We start from the raw sequence: 21,052 nt of genomic DNA, 5'->3' as shown, positions 1-21,052 counted from the left end.
TTATTCCTCGGCCCGCGCCGACTTGCGGCTGGGGACGTAATTGGAAATACTCATCAACAGACCGCAGGCAAAACCCAGCGTGACCAGCGCCGTACCGCCGTAACTCATGAACGGCAACGGTACGCCCACCACCGGCAGTATGCCCATGACCATGCCCATGTTCACGAACACATACATGAACAGCATCATGGTCATGGCGCCAGCCAGCAAACGGCCGAACTGGGTGCGCGCCCGGATCGTGATCAGAAAACCGCGCAGCAGCAACAACGTATACAACAGCAACAGCGTCACGCCGCCGTACAGCCCGAACTCTTCGGCAAAGACCGCAAAGATGAAATCGGTGGTCCGCTCAGGGATAAAATCAAGATGCGTCTGGGTGCCCAGCATATATCCCTTGCCATATAAGCCGCCCGAACCAATCGCAATCATACCCTGGATGGTGTGAAACCCCTTGCCCAGCGGATCGCTGCCAGGATCAAGCAACGTGCACACCCGATGCTTCTGATAGTCGTGCAGAACGACCCAGTCAAAATCAGGGCTGCACAGCATCGGTTCATAGTACAGGATCAATGCAATTGTCACGACACCCAGCACAAACACCGGCACAATCAGCTTGAACGACAAGCCGGCAAAATAGATGATGAAAAAACCAGTACTCAGCACCAGCAGCGCGGTCCCCAGATCGGGCTGCCGAATGATAAGCATGAACGGCACCAGCAGCAGCACGCCGGCAATCAGAAAATCCACCACCCGCAACTCGGAGCGGTGTTTATCGAAATACCATGCAAGCATCAACGGCACGATGATTTTCATCATTTCGGATGGCTGAATGACCGTAACACCGATATCGAGCCATCGCGTCGCACCCTTGCTGGTAATGCCTACCAGCAGTACAGCTATCAGTATCAGCACGCCAATAATATACAGCGGGATGGCAAACTTCATGATGCGTGACGGTGGGATCATCGCCACGAACCACATGACAAAAAAAGCCAGCAGAAAATTGCGTGCCTGGCTGGCAAAACGCCAGTCGGTTCCGCCAACGGCAGAGTGCATGACAGTCATGCCCAGCATGCAGAAAATAACCAGAATCAGTAGCAGCGGCCAATCAAAGGCGCGAAAGGCCCGCAGGATCCAGTCCATCAATTTATTCATTATTCTGCCTTTGTTCGGCGCCATTGCGGCCACTGCCATTGCCGACCGGCGCAAGAATATCGGGCAAATGTTCCGGCGCCTTGTCTTCGGGATTGGCCGGCACCTCTTGCGGCACCAGCACATCAGGCGACGTATCTTCGGCAGGCTCCTCGCTGTCCAGCTCCAGCACGGGCGCCGAATCGACCTGGGCCGAACGCGTTGGCGAGAGCCAGTAATCAAAGACCTTGCGGGCGATGGGCGCCGCAACACTGGCGCCCCAGCCGCCGTTCTCAACAATCAGCGCCACGGCGATTTTCGGCTCCTTGGCTGGCGCAAAACCCATATATAGCGCGTGATCCCATAGAGTGCGCTTCAGAGTGCGCGAATTGTATTTTGATCCCTTCAGACTGAATACCTGAGCCGTACCGGTTTTGCCGGCAGACTCATAAGCGGCGCCGGCAAAACTGCGCTTGGCCGTCCCACGGCGGGTTACCTCGACCAGCGCGTCCTTGACCAGCTGAATCGACGATTGGCTCACCGGAATCTGATAGTCGGGCTGCCTGACCGTTGGCGTGCGTGTCTTGTTGACAGTGTTTTCCATTTCACTGACCAGATGCGGACGAATATACTTGCCGTCCGCCGCCAGCGTAGATGTTGCCTGCGCCAGTTGCATAATGGTAAATGAATTGTACCCTTGGCCCACTACGACCGAAATCGTCTCGCCGGGAATCCAGCGCTGTTGGCGCGGGTCCTTGAAGGCTTTTTTCTTCCACTCGCGCGAGGGCAAAATACCGATCTTCTCGTAATTCAGATCAATTCCGGTCTTGCGTCCGAATCCGAACATCAGAGAAAAGTCATGCAGCGCATCCACGCCAATCAACGGGCCCAGGCTGAAGAAGTACGTATCGGAAGACACGACCAGCGCCCTGTGCATATTGGTCGGCCCGTAGGCAGCACCACCCGCATTGCGAAAACGCTGGTTGCCATATTCGAAATAGCCGGGATCAGGAATGCGGGCATTGGGATCACGCACACCCAGCTTGAGCGCAGCCAATGCCACAAACGGCTTGTAAGTGGATCCGATAGGAAATGTGCCCGACACCGGACGATCAATCAGCGGATGCTGGGGCGAGTCAGCCAGCCGGCGCCAGTTTTCCACGTCAATGCCATCAATAAACAGATTCGGATCATACGATGGCGCCGACACATAGGCCAGAACCTGCCCGTTGCGCGGATCAATGGCAACCAGCGCACCGCGCTCGGGTACGCCTTCCTTGACAAAGCCTTTGTTATACAGGTCTTCGACCATTTTCTGCAGGCCAAGGTCAATCGACAAATGCAGCGTGTCTCCCGGTATCGGATCAATACGCTTTAAGACCTGCACCGGCTTGCCCGATGCCGCTACCTCCACCTCTTCCCAACCCGTCTTGCCATGAAGCACCGCTTCATAACTGGCTTCGATCCCCTTTTTGCCGATCACATCGGTGCCACGATAATTGCCCTCGACGCCATCGCGCTCCAGACGCTCCTGGTCTTTTTCGGAAATACGGCCCACATAGCCCACCACGTGCGCAGCCGACTCGCCCTGCGGATACTCGCGCACCCAGCGGGCACGCAGATTGACATCAGGAAAACGAAAGGAGTGAGCGGCAAAGATGGCCGCTTCATCATCGGTCAGATTACCGCGCAGCATGACCGAGGCGTAGCGCGTCGTCTGGCCCATACGCCGCTTGAAGCGGCGGACATCCAGGGGCGTCAGCGCAATGACCTTGCTGATCTGGCTGATCAGTTCATCCAGTTTTTTTACCTGGGCCGGTACGATTTCCAGCGTATAGTCCCGATAGCTGCGCGCCAGCACTGTCCCATTGCGGTCAACGATATCGCCACGCCGTGGGGCGATGGGCACCAGCGCAATACGGTTACGGTCTGCGCGTTCGGCCAGCCCCTGGTAGCGTTCAACCTGAAGCACCCACAACCTGTCAATCAGCAGCCCGAAGCAACCGAGCACAAACACCAGCGCGATCAGCACGCGCAACCGGATTTTCTTTCGCTGTATGGTGGAACGCTTGCGGAATTCGAACATAGCCCGTTTCCCGTCAGTTCAGCGTTTCGTTATCGTCTACCGGTCGCAGCGGTAGCTTGAGAATCAGATCGGCCACAACCCACATCACACCTGTAATCAATCCCGACAGCAGCCATGTCCAGCCGCTCCAGGCGCCTTGCAGCCACGCGTTCAGCAGATGGCCGGGAAATGGCGCCAGAAAAAACACGGGAAGCATTTGCAGCATCTGGCTGATGAAACCGAATTGCACCATCCTGCGCCGAAACACCATGGCGCCGAAGATCACCAGCACATAGCTGAGGGCGTGCTCACCCATGACATTGGCATCATGCACGTCCATCAGCAAGCCGAAGATCAGGGCACTTGCCAAGCCAACCCCGCGCACCTGTTGCACGCACCAGAAGGCCAGCACCAGAATCAGAATATCGGGCGCCCCCTCCCACTCACGCCAGGGAAGCAGCGAGGCCAGCCAGGTCAGCACGATGGTGATCCAGGCGTAAATGGGACTCGAACCGTAGAAATAATTGGTCCGTTGCAGTGGTTCAAGCGAGGTCAGACTACGTTTGACCATCTCAGTTCACCCTACTTGGCACGGTACTGTTCGAGATATCGGTCAACGACGCCGGAATATCGGGCAGATTATCTGTAGACACCAGCAGCACGAGGAAGTGGCGATAGCGCTCGGGATGCGCCGATGGCACGGCACGCGCACGCATAAAGCCTTCAGCTGAATTGTTGTCGACTGCCGCAATTTTTCCGACCGACAGGCCTTGCGGGTAGATGCCGCCGATACCGCTGGTCACCAGATCATCTCCAGGACGAATATCGGCGCCCAAACCCAGATAGCGTACGTCCAGCCGGCCCGTCTGTCCCGAGCCAAATGCAATGACCCGCAAGCCGTTGCGCAGCACCATGACCGGAACTGAAATTTTATTGTCGGTAACCAGGGTCGCCTCTGAGGTCAAGGGCGTCACGCGCCGGATCTGGCCGACCACTCCGCCCTCGTCAATGACAGGCATGCCCGGGCGAATGCCGTCGTTGCTGCCCTTGGTAAGCACCAGGGTCTGGTTCAGCGGATTGACCGAGGTGTACAGGATTTCTACAGCCACCGAGGGTGTCTGCACCGTTGTCTTGACGGCGAGCAGGCGTCGCAATTGGGCGTTTTCTGCCGCCATCTGTGCGGCGTACGTCGACAGCTGGGCCAGCTCGATGCGTTGCCGCTGAACCGCAGCGCTTTCCTGTTTGGCAATGGTAACTGCATTTGACCAGTCGTACACCTGCGTGACCGCATCGCGCGGCCACATGGCGGTTTTCTGGAACGGATAAAGCATCACGGACACCACTTTGCGCACCGGCTCGAAATAGCGGGTTTGCGAATCGGCGATCATCAGGCCCACACAAAAAATAGCCAGAAAAAAAAGTCTGACCTCTGCAGCTGGCCCGTGAGTGAAAAAACGTAATGAACTGTTTTGCTGCATAGGGCAACCGTAAACGGGAACGGAAGGATCAGGAAGACAACAGCAGAAAAGGATGCAACGGGTGCGCTACATCCCTCAGATGACGTTAGTCGTCAATAAAAATCTGGCCGAGCTTGTCAATATGTTCCAGCGCTTCGCCACACCCGCGCACCACGCAGGTCAGGGGCTCATCGGCAACCACAACCGGAATGCCGGTTTCTTCCTGAAGCAGACGATCCAGATCCTTGAGCAGCGCGCCGCCACCGGTCAGGGCAATACCCTTGTCGGTAATGTCGGCGCCCAGTTCGGGCGGCGTCTGTTCCAGCGCGATTTTCACAGCGGAGACGATATGATTGAGCGGCTCGGTGAGCGCTTCGAGAATTTCATTGGAAGACACGGTAAAGCTGCGCGGCACGCCTTCCGACAAATTGCGACCCTTGACTTCCATTTCCCGCACTTCGGTGCCGGGAAACGCAGAGCCGATGGTTTTCTTGATCGCTTCGGCCGTAGGCTCGCCAATCAGCATGCCATAGTTACGGCGGATATAATTCATGATGGCTTCATCGAACTTGTCGCCGCCAACGCGCACCGACCCCTTGTACACCATGCCGCCAAGGGAAATGACGGCCACTTCGGTCGTGCCGCCCCCGATATCGACAACCATCGAACCGCTGGCATCGGATACATTCAGGCCGGCGCCAATGGCTGCCGCCATGGGCTCTTCGACCAGGAAGACCTGACGGGCGCCTGCGCCCTGGGCCGATTCGCGAATCACCCGGCGTTCCACCTGGGTTGAACCGCAAGGCACACACACGATGATGCGCGGGCTCATGGTAAACAGGCTGCGCGGATGCACGATGCGGATGAACTGACGCAACATTTGTTCGGTCACTGAATAGTCGGCGATCACACCGTCTTTCATGGGCCGGATGGCCTCGATGTTGCCGGGCACCCGGCCCAGCATCTGTTTGGCGGCATGGCCGACGGCCTGAATGATCTGGCGACCGTTGGAACCGCCTTCGGTGCGAATGGCGACAACCGATGGCTCATCAAGCACAATGCCTTTGCCGCGCACATAGATCAGGGTGTTGGCCGTACCCAGGTCAATGGCCATATCGGTGGATAAAAAGCTTCTTAGAAATCCGAACATAATCGCTCAGTTTAAAATAGGGTCAGAGGAAGGTTTTGCGGAGCGCAAAAGGGCTCAACACACGGGTTTGAACGAGTGAACACGTAATCATAACGTATAATTACTTTTCGATCGCGTGATTTATTGTTTTTGCAGACTGTTTTTCCCAAACCGCTGACTATTTTCAGACAACCTTCACGCGATGTATCCGGCGACTCAATTAATTTCTGAAAAACAAGCGTTTATGGCCCTTACCGAAAACGATGTGAACCGCATTGCCCGCCTCTCCCGGCTCGAACTGGATCCGGCAGAACAGGCGCAGGCGCTCACCGATCTGAACAGCATTCTTGGTCTTATTGAAAAGCTTCAGGCTGTGGACACCCAGGGGGTCGAACCGCTGGCCCATCCGCTGTCGGCTATCCAGGACATTGCCCTGCGTCTGCGCGAAGACGCCGTCACCGAAATCCCCTCCGAGACCACCCGCTCCCGGCTCATGGCCAACGCCCCGGCCCAGGAAGAAGGTCTGTTTCTAGTTCCCAAAGTAATCGAGTAACCATGACCGATATTTCCAGTTTCAGTCTGTCCGGACTGCGCCAGGCGCTGGACGGCAAACAGGTCAGTGCCGTCGAGCTGGCAGAGGCCGCACTCAATCGTGCCGGCCAGCACGCCAGCCTGAATGCATTTTTGCACATTGATCCCGAACTGACGCTCGCCCAGGCGCGTGCCGCCGACGAGCGCATCGCACGTGGCGATGTGCACGCCCTCACCGGCATTCCGATCGCCCATAAAGATGTATTCGTAACGCGCCAGTGGCGCACCACGGCCGGCAGCCTTATGCTCAAGGATTATGTCAGCCCGTTCGACGCCACTGTGGTCACGCATCTGGCCAACGCCGGCGCGGTCAATGTCGGCAAGCTCAACTGCGATGAATTTGCCATGGGTTCCGGCAATGAAAACTCGGCGTTCGGCGTCTGCCGTAATCCCTGGGATCCGCAGGCAGTGCCCGGAGGCTCGTCGGGTGGTTCGGCAGTCGCCGTGGCGGCTGGCATCGTGCCAATCTCTACCGGCACCGACACCGGTGGCTCAGTGCGTCAGCCTGCAGCCCTATGCGGTGTCAGTGGCATCAAGCCCACCTATGGCACGGTCTCCCGGTTCGGCATGGTTGCCTTTGGCTCCAGCCTGGATCAGGCCGGCCCGCTGGCCCGTCACGCCAAAGACCTGGTCACGGCACTGGATACCATCAGCGGTTTCGACCCCATGGATTCGACCAGCTTGCAGGACTGCCTGGGTACACCCAATGTCGCAGGACGTGTGCAGCAGGCCTTTGACAAGGCAAGCGCCGGCTACCGCGACGGCGGCGCCCGGCCACTGCAGGGCTTGCGCATCGGGGTGCCGCGCGAGTATTTCGGCGCCGGCCTCAACAGCGAAGTCGCCGCTGCCGTTGAGGCCGCACTGGTCGAACTTGAAAAACTCGGTGCGGTCAGGGTGGACATTTCCCTGCCCAACACTGAATTGGCCATTCCTGCCTATTACGTCATTGCCCCTGCCGAAGCATCCAGCAACCTGTCCCGCTACGATGGCGTGCGCTACGGGCATCGCGCCACGGCCTATCGCAATATTGATGAAATGATCAGCCGCTCGCGCGCCGAAGGCTTTGGCGCCGAAGTCCAGCGACGCATCCTTATCGGCTCATACGTGCTGTCTCAAGGCTACTACGATGCCTACTACCTGCAGGCGCAGCGTATCCGCCGATTGATCGTGGACGATTTTCACCAGGCGCTCAGCACCCAGTGCGACATCATTGTGGGGCCAGTCACCCCCGATGTTGCCAAGAATATTGGCGACAACAACGAGGACCCGACCGCCGACTGGCTGGCCGATATTTATACCCTGGGCGTCAGTCTGGCTGGCCTGCCAGCCATGTCGGTCCCTTGTGGTTTCGGTCGAAACGGCACGCGCCCGGTCGGCCTGCATATCATTGGCAATTATTTTGACGAAGGTCGCCTGCTGGCCGTAGCCGACTGCTTCCAGCAGCACACAGACTGGCACACACGCACACCGGATATTCAATCATGAAGTGGGAAATCGTTATCGGACTGGAAACCCATACCCAGTTATCTACCCAATCCAAAATTTTCTCGGGCAGCAGCACCGCCTTTGGCGCTGCGCCCAACACCCAGGCCAACTGTGTCGATCTGGCCCTGCCCGGCAGCCTGCCGGTCATGAACCGGGGCGCGGTCGATCGCGCCATCCGCTTCGGCCTGGCGGTCGGCGGCACCGTATCGCCCCGCTCGATCTTTGCACGCAAAAACTATTTTTATCCCGATCTGCCGAAAAACTACCAAATTACCCAATTTGAAATTCCGGTCGTCGTGGGCGGCAAAATCCGCTTTTTTGTTGGCGATGAAGAAAAAACCGTTAACCTGACGCGGGCGCATCTGGAAGAAGATGCCGGCAAGTCGCTGCACGATACGTTCAAGGGCCCGCAGGGCGAGCCGGCTACCGGCATCGATCTGAACCGCACCGGCACGCCGCTACTGGAGATCGTAACCGAGCCGGAAATGCGTTCCGCTGCCGAAGCGGTCGAATATGCAAAAACCCTGCACGGCCTGGTGGTCTGGCTGGGCATATGCGACGGCAATATGCAGGAAGGCTCGTTCCGTTGCGACGCCAACGTCTCGGTGCGGCCGGTCGGCCAGAAGGAATTCGGCACACGTACCGAGATCAAAAACGTCAACTCGTTCCGCTTCCTGGAGCGCGCCATTCTGTTCGAGGCCCGCCGGCAGATCGACGTTCTGGAAGATGGCGGCACCATTATCCAGGAAACCCGACTGTACGATGACGTGAACGATGAGACACGCAGCATGCGGACCAAGGAAGACGCGCACGACTACCGTTATTTTCCTGACCCGGACCTGCCACCACTCATTATCAGCAACGAATGGATCGAACAGGTCCGTGCCAACATGCCCGAGTTGCCCGTGCTGCGACGTGAGCGCTACGAAACCGAACTGGGCCTGCCCGCTTACGACGCAGCCCAGCTTACCGTCACGCGCGGCGTCTCCGACTTTTTCGAAGCGACCATGGCGCGCCTGCCTGCCGAACAGGCTAAGCTGGCATCGAACTGGATCATGGGAGAACTGGCCGCATCCCTGAACCGGGAAGAGCGCGAGATTGTCGACAGTCCGGTCACGCCCGAAGACCTGGCCAGACTGGTTCAGCGTATTGCCGACGGCACGCTGTCAAACAAGGCCGGTCGTGAGGTGTTTGCCGCCATGTGGGCTGGCGAACATGACCGCAATGTCGATGCTATTGTCGAGGCGCGCGGGCTCAAACAAGTGAGTGACACCGGGGCCATTGGCACACTGATCGATGACGTGCTTGCTGCCCATCCCGCCATCGTTGAAGAATACCGCGCCGGCAAACAAAAAGCCTTCAATTCATTGGTCGGTCAGGTCATGAAGGCCGGCAAGGGCAAGGTCAATCCGGCCCAGGTCAACCAAATGCTCAAGGAAAAACTGGGCTGACCGTTCAGGATATGCTGCAGTGGTCCACCAACCGACCACTGCAGCAGGTATCTGCGGCAAGCGCCGCAGAAAGCCTCTCGGCTTATTGCTGTATTCAGCCGGCAATCCCGTATTTGTTCCGGTAGGCCGACACCGCTGCCTGATACTGGGCAAACGTTGCATCCTCATCAAGCAATTGCATGATATCGTCCAGCGATGCGATGCTAATGACAGGCATCCCGTACTTCTGTTGCACATCCTGCACGGCAGAATGGGCCGACAGCGCATCATCGGCGCCGGCGCGCTCCATCCGGTCAAGCGCAATAAGCACGGCTGCTGGCGTGGCGCCGGCAGCACGAATGATCTCCACGGATTCGCGTACCGACGTACCGGCGGTAATCACATCGTCAATAATCACGACACGTCCCTGTAGCGGCGCGCCCACCAGTGTACCGCCCTCGCCATGGGCCTTGGCTTCCTTACGGTTGAAGGCAAACGGCACATCGGCCGCTTGCGGCCCCTGACCAGCCAATGCAATGGCCGTGGCCGCCGCCAGCGGGATACCCTTGTAGGCAGGGCCAAACAACATATCGAAGCCCTGTCCCGAATCGAGCAATGCCTGCGCATAGAATCGACCAAGCTCGCCGACCGATCTGCCGGTATTGAACAGGCCGGCGTTGAAAAAATAGGGACTAAGGCGCCCGGACTTTACTTTGAACTGCCCAAAGCGCAAGACCCCTTCCTGCGAGGCGAATCGGACAAAATCAAGACGGTTCTGAGAAGACATGGTGTTCCTGCTGAAATATCGATATGTTGTAGACCCCGCAATGATAAAGCAAGCGCGCCCTACGGCGCCATGGCAGCAGAGAAAAAATCAATAAAGCTGCGCACTTTTCCGGTCTGATACTGGCGACTGATGTAGCTGGCGAAAATATCCAGCGGCGGGCTGTCATGATCGGGCAGCAGGCGCAACAGGCGTTCCTGGCGCAAATCATCCTCCACCAGCCAGGCCGGCAGCATGGCAATGCCCATGCCGGCCAACACCAGTTCGCGACTTAATGTCGTGTCGTTCAACTTCATCAGGCTATGCAGGCTGAACTTCATCATGCCTGCAGGCCCCTGCAGCAGATAATCATTGCGATCGCGATAATTGGGCATGACCGCGCCGTACCGCTCAAGATCCTGAACGGACTGTGGTTGGCCCATGCGACTGATGTAGTCCGGGCTGGATACCAGCATCAGCCGGACAGTCCCGATCTTGCGCACGATCAATTGCGGTTCCGGCTCATGCGTGACCCGTATTGCCAGATCCATCCCGGCCTGGGCAAGTTCGATCTTGCTATTGGTCAGGTAAAGATCCAGCACCACCCTGGGATATCGCTTCTGGTATTGCACCAGCAATTGGGCAATACGGTTGCTGGCGAACCATACCGGCGCGGTGACCCGCAGCACACCACTGGGCTCCCCCTGACGATCGCCCAGCGCCGCCTCGGCCTGATCCAGCACATCCAGGGCATCAACACATTTGTCATAGTACAGCTGACCGGCCTCGGTCAGGCTCAACCTGCGGCTGGTGCGATGCAACAGGCGTGCGCCCACCTGCTGCTCCAGATGCACAATATGTTTACTTGCCATGGGATTGGATATCCCCAAATGCCGGGCCGCGCCCACAAAACTGCCGGCACGCACCACTTCACAGAACACCTTGATACTCAGTAGCGTATCCATACGAAAACTCCCTCATACCCAGTGCAATTGCATATCCGACCGTGGCCGATTGCACATTACCGTCGCAAATATGCTGCATTTATCATTTCCTTATAGGAAATAGTTTATTAATAATATCAGTATATATTTCCTGATGACATACGATTACACTGTTTCATACATTATCCGATGCGGTACCAGCCCGGCGAGTTCATTGTTCAATTGTGATTTTTTGCAATTACCGATAAAGTCATATCAGGCATCCGCCGTATCGATTATTTACCTGACCTAAGGATTAATCATGAAAACAGACCATCTGGTTCCCTACGCCCTTGCCCTGCTCCGTATCGTGTCCGGCTACACCCTGGTGTTGCATGGCACCGCCAAATACTTCCATGTCCCTCATGTTGCAATGTTCGACAACCTGCAAGCATTGTCCATGCCTGGCATCGCCGGCATGATCGAACTGGTTGCCGGGATTTTGCTTATTCTTGGTCTGTTCACCCGTTCTGCAGCGTTCATCGCTTCTGGCATGACGGCAGTTGCCTATTTCTACGCCCATGCGCCTCAGGGCAATGCACTGTTCCCGCTCATGAATGGCGGCGAAACCGCCGTGCTTTACTGCTTCATCTTCCTGTTCATTGCTGCGGCAGGCCCTGGCACCTTCAGTATCGATAGCAGCCGCAAAGCCTAAAACGACCTTCCGACCCCATACGCCCGGGCACAGCCGGTCCCGACTGAGCCAAGCCTGCCGGATCGACATTGACCATCAACGTGCCGGGCTACTGCATCCGCTCCCCGCAAGGGGCAGCGCAGCAGGTTTTTCTTTCCACTTTTTGATTTTTTCGCCCAGCCAATCGGGCCTGTACACCTGCGGCCATATCCTGTCCGGCCCGACGCCGGAGGACATCCTGCACAGCGCAAGACGACCGATCTGCCCGCCTGTACATTTAAGCTTACGGAGATGATGATGACAATGCCTGTTTATTTTATTTCGCACGGCGGCGGCCCGTGGCCCTGGGTTGAGGAATGGAAACCCATGTACGCCGCGTTGCACGACTCGCTGCAGCGCCTGCCGGCACAGTTGCCGGCAACGCCAAAGGCCGTGTTGATGGTATCGGCTCATTGGATTACAGATGAAGTCACCGTAAGCACCGCCGCGCAACCGGGCATGCTGTACGATTATTATGGCTTTCCCGAGCATACCTACGCGGTGCAATATCCGGCACCCGGCGACCCGGCATTGGCCGCACGCGTGCAGACCTTGCTGCAGGCTGGTGGCATCGCTATTGCACAGGACGCCGAGCGTGGCTTCGATCACGGCGCATTCGTACCCATGGCCGTGGCCTTTCCCCAGGCAAATATTCCCATGGTGCAGCTTTCCATCCGCAAGGATTATGATCCGGCATTTCATCTGCAATTGGGCCAGTTGCTGACGCCACTCAGAGAGGAAGGCGTGCTGATTATCGGCAGCGGCCTGAGCTATCACAATCTGCGCCTTCTGGATGAGCGCGGCGCACAGCCATCTGCGCAGTTTGACGCCTGGCTGCAGCAAACCGTCGTGGGCAGCAATCCCGAGCAACGCGCAAACGGCCTGCTTCACTGGGAGCAGGCGCCCTCGGCCAGATTGGCTCACGCCCACGAAGACCACCTGATTCCCCTGATGGTCGCTGCCGGCGCCGCGCAGCAGGATCCGGCCACGCTGTCATACCACGAAGCGCATGCCTTCGGTTCCATCACGGCGTCCAGCTTCCGCTTCAGCCAGACACCCACTTAGGCAAGCGGCGCGACCGGGAGGGCTGCTCGCAGCCATGAGAATGGTAACGAACCATTCTCATGGTCAATGAACTGAATCAGACGCCAAACGCTTGCCAAATGCCTCGCCGATCTCCACAATACGGGTTTGCCCGAGCGAACACCCCTGACATGACACCGCGACAAAAAGGCCTGACCAGCGCGCACATCGCCGCCGTTTTTTTCGGACTCACCGGCGTGTTGGGCCATGTGATTCACGCCAGCCCCATGACCATTACATTCGGTCGGGCCCTGTTTGCCGTGCTGGCCCTGTATGCCGTTGCACTGTGCCTTAAAACCTCGATCATGCGCGGCCTTGACCGCCGCAGCTACGTGTCCCTGCTTTGTTCCGGGCTGGCATTGACGATTCACTGGGTGACCTTTTTCATGGCCGTCAAAACCGGCGGCATTGCCATTGCCACCCTGGGTTTTGCCAGTTTTCCCGCCTTTATTACGCTACTGGAGCGACTGGTGCTCAAGGATCAGGTCAATCTCATGGACTGGATCCTGGTGGTATTGGTGATCAGCGGGCTGATTCTGGTGACGCCTGCGATAGACCTGAACAATGCAGGCACCATCGGCCTGTTCTGGGGCGTGATCTCCGCCATTACCTTTGCCGCACTAGCCCTCATCAACCGCACGCTTGGCCGGCTCAACGCCATACAGATCGCCTTCTGGCAGAATCTGGTCGTACTGCTTCTTTGCCTGCCGCTGGGGCTGGGTGGCATGGCCATGCTGTCCGATAGCAGCCTGCTGTGGCTGATCGTACTGGGCGTGATCTGCACAGCGCTCTCGCATTTTCTATTTGTCCATAGCCTGCGCAGCATTCCCGCCCGCAGTGCCGGTCTCATTATTGCCCTCGAACCCGTTTATGCCATCGCCTTTGCCATGGTATTGTTCAACGAACAGCCCACGCTGAAAATGGCACTGGGCGCTGTACTGATCATTACAGCGGCGGTATGGCCACGCAAGCAGACCGGGCACGCTGCCTGACCGGCAGGCCTACAGGCCGCTACGCAGGATCGGCCTTAACGCCGGCGTCCTGATGCGCCTGATGGGCAATCCCTCGGCCCATGAGCAACCATGGCGATACGGCGCAGTTATTACATATGTCATAACCCCATGCTATCGACACATGGCTTGTCGCCGTCCCGACTGACCCCAAGGCGCTCGCAGCGCTGGTAACGACAGTTCGCTGGTGTGGTGAACATGATGATCACGATCGCTGCGGCGCCAATCCCGTACTGGCGCAAACAATGACCCGCGATCAGCGATTGTGGCGATCCCGCCTCAGGCGCTACAATAGGGCTCGCGCTGATTCATCAAAAAGGATTCCCCGTGCTTCGTGTTACCTCACTCAATGTCAACGGCCTGCGTTCCGCCTTCCGCAAGGGGCTGGCTCAATGGATGGAAAATCATAATGCAGATGTCATCTGTCTGCAGGAAATCAAGATCCAGGATGCGGACCTCATCGACGAACTGCGTCACCCGCTCAATTACACCGGCTACTTCTGCCATGCAGAGAAAAAGGGCTACAGCGGTGTAGGCCTGTATCTGAAACACGATGCCAATGTCAGTGCCGGCATGGCCTGCGATGAATTCGATCGTGAAGGCAGGATCTTGCGTGCAGATTTCAAGGACCTGACCATCATCAGCGCCTATCTGCCTTCGGGTTCCAGCGGAGACGAGCGGCAGGCCGCCAAGTTCCGTTTCCTGGAGCATTTCGGGCCCTGGGTCGACGCCATGATGGAAGACCATCGGAAAACCGGCCATAACTACATAATCTGCGGCGACTGGAATATCGCGCACCGGGAAATCGACCTGAAGAACTGGAAAGGCAATCTCAAAAACTCCGGCTTCACTCCGGAGGAGCGCGCCTGGATTTCAGATGTGTTTGACCGCCGCGGCTTCGTGGACGTTTTTCGCAAGGTCAACGAAGAACCGGATCAGTACACCTGGTGGAGTAATCGCGGCCAGGCCTGGGCAAAGAACGTAGGCTGGCGTATCGATTACCAGATCGCCACGCCAGGCATTGCTGAAAAAGCCATCGCCACATCCATTTACAAGGATGAACGCTTCTCGGATCATGCCCCGTTGACCATCGATTATGACTGGAAGCTGGAGCCGGTAGCAAGAGGCTGACCAGCAAAAACCGGGAGCTGCCGAACCGGTAGTTCCCGTCAGCCCATTGATACGCAACACTCAACGGCAGCGCTAATTGCGGCAACGCCAACACCGGCGCCAACGGCGCGCGGCACGACACGCCGACGTCACTATTGAGTCCTGGCGGTTCAGCGGCCGGCTACAACAACCAATCCAGGCCGGCCTGCGCACGCGCTCCGGCCATCAATTGACCGACCATCAATTGATCGACTGTCAAATCATCACCCGCCAATCTGATCGCCCTCAATCCATATTGCGCACGCGATTGACCTCGCGTTGATTGACCCCGCCCGATTCATTACCCCAGGTATTGCGAATGTAAGTGGCCGCTGCCGCTATTTCCAGGTCGTTCAGAAAATGACGGAATGGCGGCATGCCATAAGGTTGCGGGGTTTGGGCCGTCGTGGGTGTAAACCCGCCATCCATGATCACACGCAACAGCCCCGTCACATCCCGTCCGCGTACCAGGCTATTGCCGTCAAGCGCAGGCCATGCCTGTTCCACGCCTTTGCCATCGGCCTGATGACAGGCAGCACAATACTGTCCATAGATTTTTTTGCCCATGGAATACAGTGTGTCGTTGACATCTCCACTACGTTCGATCTTGATGCCGGCGGCAGGCAATGATTTCAGATAAACAGCAATATCGGAGACATCCTGCTGATTCAGATACTGAACCCCGCGCAATGCTTCGCTCATCGGGCCAACCACGGCGCCATGCACGGATGCACCGGTCAATAGCAAATGCGCAATATCCTGAGCACTCCATACTCCCAGTCCGCCATCGGTATCACCTGTCAGTGCGGGCGCATACCATATGCCATCTGTCATTTTTCCGCCCTGCAGGAAACGGCTTTGGTCCATGCCTCCCAGGCTGTTGCGCGGTGTATGGCATTCTGCGCAGTGCGCCACGCCCTCCACCAGATGCCTGCCGCGCACCAGCGCATCATCCGACGGCTCGGTGCGCGCCACGGCATCAGCAGGCCGGAAATACAGCGCACGCCAGAACGCCAGCAGAAAACGCATATTGAACGGTTGCTGCAGCTCATGAGCGGGCGCCTGGCGATCGCTGGCCGGCAAGGTTTTCAGGTAACTGTAAATGGCATCGGTATCGGCCCGGCTCAGATGCGAATAACTCTGGTACGGAAAGGCCGGGTACAGCAAGGAGCCGTCCGGCGCCTTGCCGTTGTGCAGGGTGTGCCAGAAATCGTCGGCGGTCCAGTTGCCGATTCCATGTTGCGCATCGGGCGTAATATTCGGTGCGAAAAACGTACCAAACTCGGTCTTCAGGCCGCTGCCGCCGGAAAATTCCGGTGTGTCCACTGCCGTGTGGCACCCGACACAATTGCCGATCTGGGTCAGATATTTTCCCCGCGCAATCACCGCTGCAGACGCCTCACCCTTGGGCAGTGCGGATGCCACCAGCGGGCCATCGCGCGAACCCTGCCAATACATAAGGCCGGCTACAACCAGACCGATCACCACTACGGCAGCACAAATTCTTGAAAGCCATTTCATTGCTGCGCTCCCGACACGGTCTGAATCCCACAGGTCACCGGCGTTTTGGCCGATTCATTAATCGTCCCCGGCAAACGGGGATCCTGGCTGGATAGCCATGCCGAGACAGCCTGCACCTCGGCCGAGGTCATTTTCCTGGCGATATCGCCCATGCAATCGGGCTCCACCGAATGACGGATGCCATACTGCCAGGCCCCCATCTGCGCCGTAATATACTCGTTGGACAGGCCGGTCAGGCCCGGGATGCCCGGCTGCATGCCCTTGAGGTTGTCTCCGTGGCAGGCCACACAGGCGGGAATGCCGCGCTCTGCAGCGCCGTGGAGAACCAATTGTTCGCCCTGCTGCAAAATAAGCGGCGATACGCGCGGCGGCGTCACTGTTGCATACTCGGGTGTCTGCTTGCTGAACCAGACTGCAATTTCATACAAGTACTCATCAGACAGGGTGACCAGCAGGCGTTTCATGGGCAGGTATTCACGACGCCCTTCGCGGAAACGCAACAGCTGTTGATAAAGATATTGCGCCGGCTTGCCGGAAATGCGGGGATAGAAGGCATCAGCCCCCTGCACGCCAGTGGCGCCATGACACATGGTACAGGCCGCCAACCTGGCTTGCAGGGAGCCTGGCGTTCCCACCGGAATGCGGTTTTCACCGTTGACCGGTTTGGCCGGCGCAGCCGGTGTCGGTTTGGGTGGTTTGGCCGGAGCCTGGGCGTTCGGTATCTGTCCGGGGTCGGCCATGGTACCGCGGGTGGTGGACACGCTGCCGGTTGGCCGGCCACCCGTTACAGATTCCGGCTGGGCAGGCGTCTGTGCCATCGCTGAAGAAAGCACCAATAATAGGCTGCACCATGGCGTGGCCGTTTTAAGCACGCCCTTTAAAGTCAGGTTCATCATTCGTCTCGTTCAAGCGCCGGTCTCGGGTGCCGGTGATGGATCTTTTTCCAGCGCCTTTATTCCGGCACGCATAAGCCAAAGGACCAGCAGTCCCGGCAATGCTATAAAAAAAGTAAATACAAAAAAAGCCGGCCAGCCATAGGCCTCTACAATCGGCGGCGTCAGCGGCCCCGCGACAAATACGCGGCCAACGGCCGACAAGGCCGATAACAGCGCAAACTGGCTGGCGGTAAATTGCACATGGCATAACGCCATCAACAGGGCGACGAACGCGGCCGTCCCCAGGCCGCCACAGAGATTCTCGAAACCCACGCCCAGCGCCATCAGGGGCAGGTTCTGGGGATGCAGTGCAATCATCATATACATCAAATTGGACAGCGCCTGCAGCAGACCAAAAAACATCAGGGAGCGGTACAGCCCCAGCTTGCCCATGATGCCGCCACCGATAAGCGCACCAACGATGGTTGCCACCACCGCAAGAATTTTGTTGACGGAGCCGACCACTTCCGGCGAAAACCCGGCGCCGCGGATCAGAAACGTGGTCGACAACGCACCCGCAAAGGCATCGCCCAGCTTGTACAGTACAATCAGCGCCAGAATACTGATGGCGCCCTTGCGCGAAAAGAATTCCTGGAACGGGACGGTGAACGCATCATACAAGGTGCGCGGCGCGACGTTGGCCCCGGCCGCCTCGGGCTCGGGTGCCAGCCAGGTCAGCACCGCGGCACTGAACATCAGCAGGCCCATGAAGATATACATGCCGCTCCAGCCCATCCAGACGGCAGCCAGCCAGATGGCCAGCCCGCCCGACACAACCATGCCAATGCGATAGCCCAGTGTCCGTATCGCCGCCCCTGCTGCGCGCTCCTCATGGCGCAGCACATCGGCACTGTAGGCGTCAAATGCAATATCCTGGGTTGCCGACAGAAACGCCACCAACGTGGCCAGCGCCGCCAGCCAGAACAGCGAGCGCGACGGGTCCAGCAGGCCCATGCCGCAAATGGTCAGACCCAGCAGGATCTGCGACAAGGCCATCCAGCCGCGACGCCTTCCCATGAAAGGCGGCACATAGCGGTCAATAAAAGGCGCCCACAAAAACTTGAATGTATAGGCTGCGCCCACCAATGTCAGGAAACCAATTTCGGTGAGCGGCACGTCTTCGACCGTGGCCCAGGCCTGCAATGTTCCGCCCGTGAGCGCTAGCGGCAGCCCGCTGGCCAGGCCCAGCAGCAACAGCGGATAGACTCGCGGGCTCAGATACGGGCGGATCAGGTTTATCATGGCGTAGGCTTTCTGTCGGTCTCGAAATGATAAACCGCCAGCGTACTGCGCAGACTGGGCAACAGGGAGATCTCGGTTTCTTCCCGGAAGGTGGCACGCTCCAGAATCCGGAATCCAAGGCGCAGGGCCAGATCCTCAAAATCTTTCAGCGTACATAAATGAATATTGGGTGTGTTATACCACTCATAGGGCATCTGACCGGTAACCGGCATGCGTCCGGTCAGTATGGACAAACCATGCGTCCAGTGGCCGAAGTTGGGAAACGACACCACGCCATAGCGTGCAACGCGTCCCATTTCCTTCAAAATATGTTCGGTGTTGACGACAGCCTGCAAGGTCTGGGAAAGCACAACCGTATCGAACTGCCGGTCATCGAACATGGCCAGGCCTTCCTCCAGGTCCTGCTGAATCACGCGCACCCCTTTGTTGACGCAGGCGATAACCTGGGCGTCTTCCTTTTCCACCCCCACCGCCGTGACGCCGCACCGGCTCTGCAAATGGGCAAGCAGCATACCGTCTCCGCACCCCAGGTCAAGCACCCGGGAGTCGTCGCGAATCCAGCCGGCAATGCGCAATAGGTCGGCGCGTACTTTTTTTTGCTCTGTCGTTGTCGTCATGCTGCTTCCTGATCAAGTTGCACCGCCGTCAGGTTCAGGCTGTCGGCAATGCGCTGATAGTACGCCCTGACCACTGCATGGTAGCGCGGGTCGTCGAGCAGAAACGCATCGTGTCCATGTGGTGCGTCAATTTCGGCATAGGTAACCGGCTGCCCGTTTTTGAGCAGCGCCTTTACCAGTTCACGCGAACGTTCCGGCGGAAAGCGCCAGTCGGTGGAAAAAGACACCGTCAGAAATTCAGCCTGCGCCGGACGCAGGGCTTCGGTCAGGTCGCCGCCATGTTTGCTGGCCGGATCGAAGTAATCCAGCGCCCGCGTAATCAGCAAATAGGTGTTGGCATCAAAATATCTGGAAAATTTCTCGCCCTGATAACGCAGATAGGACTCGACCTCGAACTCGACATCGTAGCCGAACCGGAACTGCCCGTCCTCCGTCGGATTGCGTTTTGCGCGCCCGAATTTTTCGGCCATGTCGTCATCTGACAGATAGGTGATATGTCCCACCATGCGCGCGACGGACAGGCCGCGTGCGGGCACGGTATTGTATTCATAATAATTGCCGCCATGGAAATCGGGATCGCTGATAATCGCGCGCCGCGCCACTTCGTTAAAGGCAATATTTTGTGCCGACAGATTAGTGGTGCTGGCGACCACCACACAATGGGCGATGCGCTCGGGCAACTCAATGGCCCAGCTCAGCGCCTGCATCCCCCCCAGCGAACCACCCATGACCGCAGCAAACCGGTCAATGCCGAAGTGATCTGCGACCCGGGCCTGGGCCCTCACCCAGTCTTCGACCGTCACGACCGGGAAGGTTGATCCCCAGGGCTTGCCCGTCGCCGGGTCGATCGAGGCCGGCCCCGTCGAGCCGAAGCACGAACCCAGATTATTGACCCCGATGACGAAATAGATATTCGTGTCCACCGGCTTTCCAGGTCCGACCATATTGTCCCACCAGCCAACGTCTTTTGCGTCGGTGGCCGACACGCCTGCAACATGATGCGACGCATTGAGCGCATGACAGACGAGCACGGCGTTGCTGCGCTGGGGGTTGAGCGTACCATAGGTTTCCACGGCGAGCGTGTACGACGGTAACACCTGGCCACTGCTGAGCGTGAGCGGTTGATCGAACTGAAGAAATTGGGGCGTAACCACGCCCACAGACTGCTGTGAAGTAGAATGTTGTGAGACCATACGGACCTTTTTAGCGGGATTTTTGAGGCGCCCGCAAGCGGATCAGACAAATCGGCGCCGACCTTTACAGCATTGTATCATTTTAAAAACCAGCAGACAGGCCGTTATCGGAGCGTCATGCCGTTCAGAAATTCGTCCGCAACCGACTCTTTCAGCGTGTTGTCCTGACCGGCCGCGTAGGCCTGGGCAATCACGCCACTGCCCGCAAATACCTTGACGTAGACGCTTGCATTCTCGTTGCCCACGGCTTTTCTGAAAGTCAGTTTCTGTCCGAATGGCGGCAACGGCTCGGGCAACGTCTCATTCATGCTGGCGTATATCGAGCGAAGCAGTGCCTCACCCGCCTTGCGCGTACTGGCCTCGTCCTGCTTTGCCTCCGGCAACAAACTGTAGACAACCGCAAATACCTGATCGTCCACCAACGCCATGTCCATGGTAAAGGGATATGACACCCCTTCGATTTCCGTAGTGCGCGATTCGCTGCGCGGCTTATCAGGAAAAATCGCCTGGACCCGCCCACCAGCGGTAGACACTTCGCGCCAATCGTATTTTGGCGAACAACCTGCCAACAAAACCATGAAAAAAACAAGAGCCA

At 57.8% G+C, this 21,052-nt stretch carries 20 protein-coding genes and 1 riboswitch; of the genes, 7 read left to right on the top strand and 13 right to left on the bottom strand.

Features of this window, described 5'->3' with window-relative positions:
* The 5 genes from rodA to INT32_RS15590 all read right to left on the bottom strand — a co-directional run bounded on the left by rodA (position 1) and on the right by INT32_RS15590 (position 5,803).
* Entirely contained in the window at positions 1-1,155 is a 1,155-nt protein-coding gene (rodA, locus tag INT32_RS15610; protein WP_193089639.1) for a rod shape-determining protein RodA, read from the bottom strand.
* Entirely contained in the window at positions 1,148-3,217 is a 2,070-nt protein-coding gene (gene mrdA, locus INT32_RS15605; protein WP_193089638.1) for a penicillin-binding protein 2, read from the bottom strand. Before mrdA ends, rodA begins: the two co-directional genes overlap by 8 nt.
* Before the next feature lie 13 nt (positions 3,218-3,230).
* Positions 3,231-3,767, bottom strand: coding sequence for a rod shape-determining protein MreD (gene mreD, locus INT32_RS15600; RefSeq protein ID WP_193089637.1), 537 nt, complete (start codon positions 3,765-3,767; stop codon positions 3,231-3,233).
* 1 nt (position 3,768) lies between these two features.
* Entirely contained in the window at positions 3,769-4,674 is a 906-nt protein-coding gene (gene mreC, locus INT32_RS15595) for a rod shape-determining protein MreC (protein WP_193089636.1), read from the bottom strand.
* A gap of 85 nt (positions 4,675-4,759) precedes the next feature.
* Positions 4,760-5,803: a rod shape-determining protein gene (locus INT32_RS15590; protein WP_193089635.1), complete on the bottom strand. Its 1,044-nt coding sequence runs from the start codon at positions 5,801-5,803 to the stop codon at positions 4,760-4,762.
* Positions 5,804-6,026: 223 nt separating this feature from the next.
* On the opposite strand from INT32_RS15590, the gene gatC reads away from it, so the two are divergent.
* The 3 genes from gatC to gatB are packed head-to-tail and all read left to right on the top strand — an operon-like array spanning position 6,027 to position 9,309.
* Positions 6,027-6,335, top strand: coding sequence for an Asp-tRNA(Asn)/Glu-tRNA(Gln) amidotransferase subunit GatC (gene gatC / locus INT32_RS15585; protein ID WP_193089634.1), 309 nt, complete (start codon positions 6,027-6,029; stop codon positions 6,333-6,335).
* A 2-nt stretch (positions 6,336-6,337) separates the two neighbouring features.
* The gene (gatA, locus tag INT32_RS15580) at positions 6,338-7,858 is read left to right on the top strand and encodes an Asp-tRNA(Asn)/Glu-tRNA(Gln) amidotransferase subunit GatA (RefSeq protein WP_193089633.1); all 1,521 of its coding nucleotides are present in this window, start codon (positions 6,338-6,340) and stop codon (positions 7,856-7,858) included.
* Positions 7,855-9,309, top strand: coding sequence for an Asp-tRNA(Asn)/Glu-tRNA(Gln) amidotransferase subunit GatB (gatB, locus tag INT32_RS15575; RefSeq protein ID WP_193089632.1), 1,455 nt, complete (start codon positions 7,855-7,857; stop codon positions 9,307-9,309). The genes gatA and gatB overlap by 4 nt, the downstream gene beginning before the upstream one ends.
* A 94-nt stretch (positions 9,310-9,403) precedes the next feature.
* On the opposite strand, the gene pyrE is transcribed toward gatB, so the two are convergent.
* Together pyrE and INT32_RS15565 are read right to left on the bottom strand one after the other, a co-directional pair.
* Positions 9,404-10,075 carry an orotate phosphoribosyltransferase gene (pyrE, locus tag INT32_RS15570; protein ID WP_193089631.1) on the bottom strand — a complete coding sequence of 224 codons (672 nt, stop codon included), beginning with the start codon at positions 10,073-10,075 and terminating at the stop codon, positions 9,404-9,406.
* A gap of 59 nt (positions 10,076-10,134) precedes the next feature.
* Positions 10,135-11,016: a LysR family transcriptional regulator gene (locus INT32_RS15565; RefSeq protein ID WP_193089630.1), complete on the bottom strand. Its 882-nt coding sequence runs from the start codon at positions 11,014-11,016 to the stop codon at positions 10,135-10,137.
* Positions 11,017-11,296: 280 nt separating this feature from the next.
* Here INT32_RS15565 and INT32_RS15560 point away from each other — a divergent pair, with 280 nt between their 5' ends.
* The 4 genes from INT32_RS15560 to INT32_RS15545 all read left to right on the top strand — a co-directional run bounded on the left by INT32_RS15560 (position 11,297) and on the right by INT32_RS15545 (position 14,931).
* Positions 11,297-11,689 (top strand): DoxX family protein, encoded by a 393-nt coding sequence (locus INT32_RS15560; RefSeq protein WP_193089629.1) that lies wholly within the window; start codon positions 11,297-11,299, stop codon positions 11,687-11,689.
* 276 nt (positions 11,690-11,965) lie between these two features.
* Positions 11,966-12,772: a class III extradiol ring-cleavage dioxygenase gene (locus INT32_RS15555; RefSeq protein ID WP_370540245.1), complete on the top strand. Its 807-nt coding sequence runs from the start codon at positions 11,966-11,968 to the stop codon at positions 12,770-12,772.
* Positions 12,773-12,921: 149 nt separating this feature from the next.
* Positions 12,922-13,782, top strand: a complete 861-nt coding sequence (locus INT32_RS15550) for a DMT family transporter (RefSeq protein ID WP_193089628.1) — start codon at positions 12,922-12,924, stop codon at positions 13,780-13,782.
* A gap of 345 nt (positions 13,783-14,127) precedes the next feature.
* On the top strand, positions 14,128-14,931 hold the full coding sequence (locus INT32_RS15545; protein ID WP_193089627.1) for an exodeoxyribonuclease III: 804 nt from the start codon (positions 14,128-14,130) through the stop codon (positions 14,929-14,931).
* Between the two features lie 264 nt (positions 14,932-15,195).
* Here the strand turns inward: INT32_RS15545 and INT32_RS15540 are convergent, their stop codons facing one another.
* The 6 genes from INT32_RS15540 to INT32_RS15515 all read right to left on the bottom strand — a co-directional run bounded on the left by INT32_RS15540 (position 15,196) and on the right by INT32_RS15515 (position 20,990).
* Entirely contained in the window at positions 15,196-16,470 is a 1,275-nt protein-coding gene (locus tag INT32_RS15540; protein ID WP_193089626.1) for a cytochrome c, read from the bottom strand.
* Entirely contained in the window at positions 16,467-17,366 is a 900-nt protein-coding gene (locus INT32_RS15535) for a c-type cytochrome (protein WP_193089625.1), read from the bottom strand. The genes INT32_RS15540 and INT32_RS15535 overlap by 4 nt, the downstream gene beginning before the upstream one ends.
* Before the next feature lie 9 nt (positions 17,367-17,375).
* Positions 17,376-18,647: an MFS transporter gene (locus tag INT32_RS15530; protein WP_193089624.1), complete on the bottom strand. Its 1,272-nt coding sequence runs from the start codon at positions 18,645-18,647 to the stop codon at positions 17,376-17,378.
* Positions 18,644-19,264 (bottom strand): methionine biosynthesis protein MetW, encoded by a 621-nt coding sequence (gene metW / locus INT32_RS15525; protein ID WP_193089623.1) that lies wholly within the window; start codon positions 19,262-19,264, stop codon positions 18,644-18,646. The genes INT32_RS15530 and metW overlap by 4 nt, the downstream gene beginning before the upstream one ends.
* Positions 19,261-20,457: a homoserine O-acetyltransferase gene (locus INT32_RS15520; protein WP_193089622.1), complete on the bottom strand. Its 1,197-nt coding sequence runs from the start codon at positions 20,455-20,457 to the stop codon at positions 19,261-19,263. The genes metW and INT32_RS15520 overlap by 4 nt, the downstream gene beginning before the upstream one ends.
* Positions 20,447-20,525, bottom strand: a riboswitch (SAM riboswitch). It overlaps the preceding gene by 11 nt.
* Before the next feature lie 36 nt (positions 20,526-20,561).
* Positions 20,562-20,990 (bottom strand): hypothetical protein, encoded by a 429-nt coding sequence (locus INT32_RS15515; protein ID WP_193089621.1) that lies wholly within the window; start codon positions 20,988-20,990, stop codon positions 20,562-20,564.
* Positions 20,991-21,052 lie beyond the last annotated feature (62 nt).

Source organism: Advenella sp. FME57 (assembly GCF_014897675.1).
In the GTDB taxonomy this organism is placed as follows: domain Bacteria; phylum Pseudomonadota; class Gammaproteobacteria; order Burkholderiales; family Burkholderiaceae_B; genus Advenella.
Note: the sequence above shows the minus strand (reverse complement) of the source record. Positions and strands in the feature narration are given on the sequence as shown.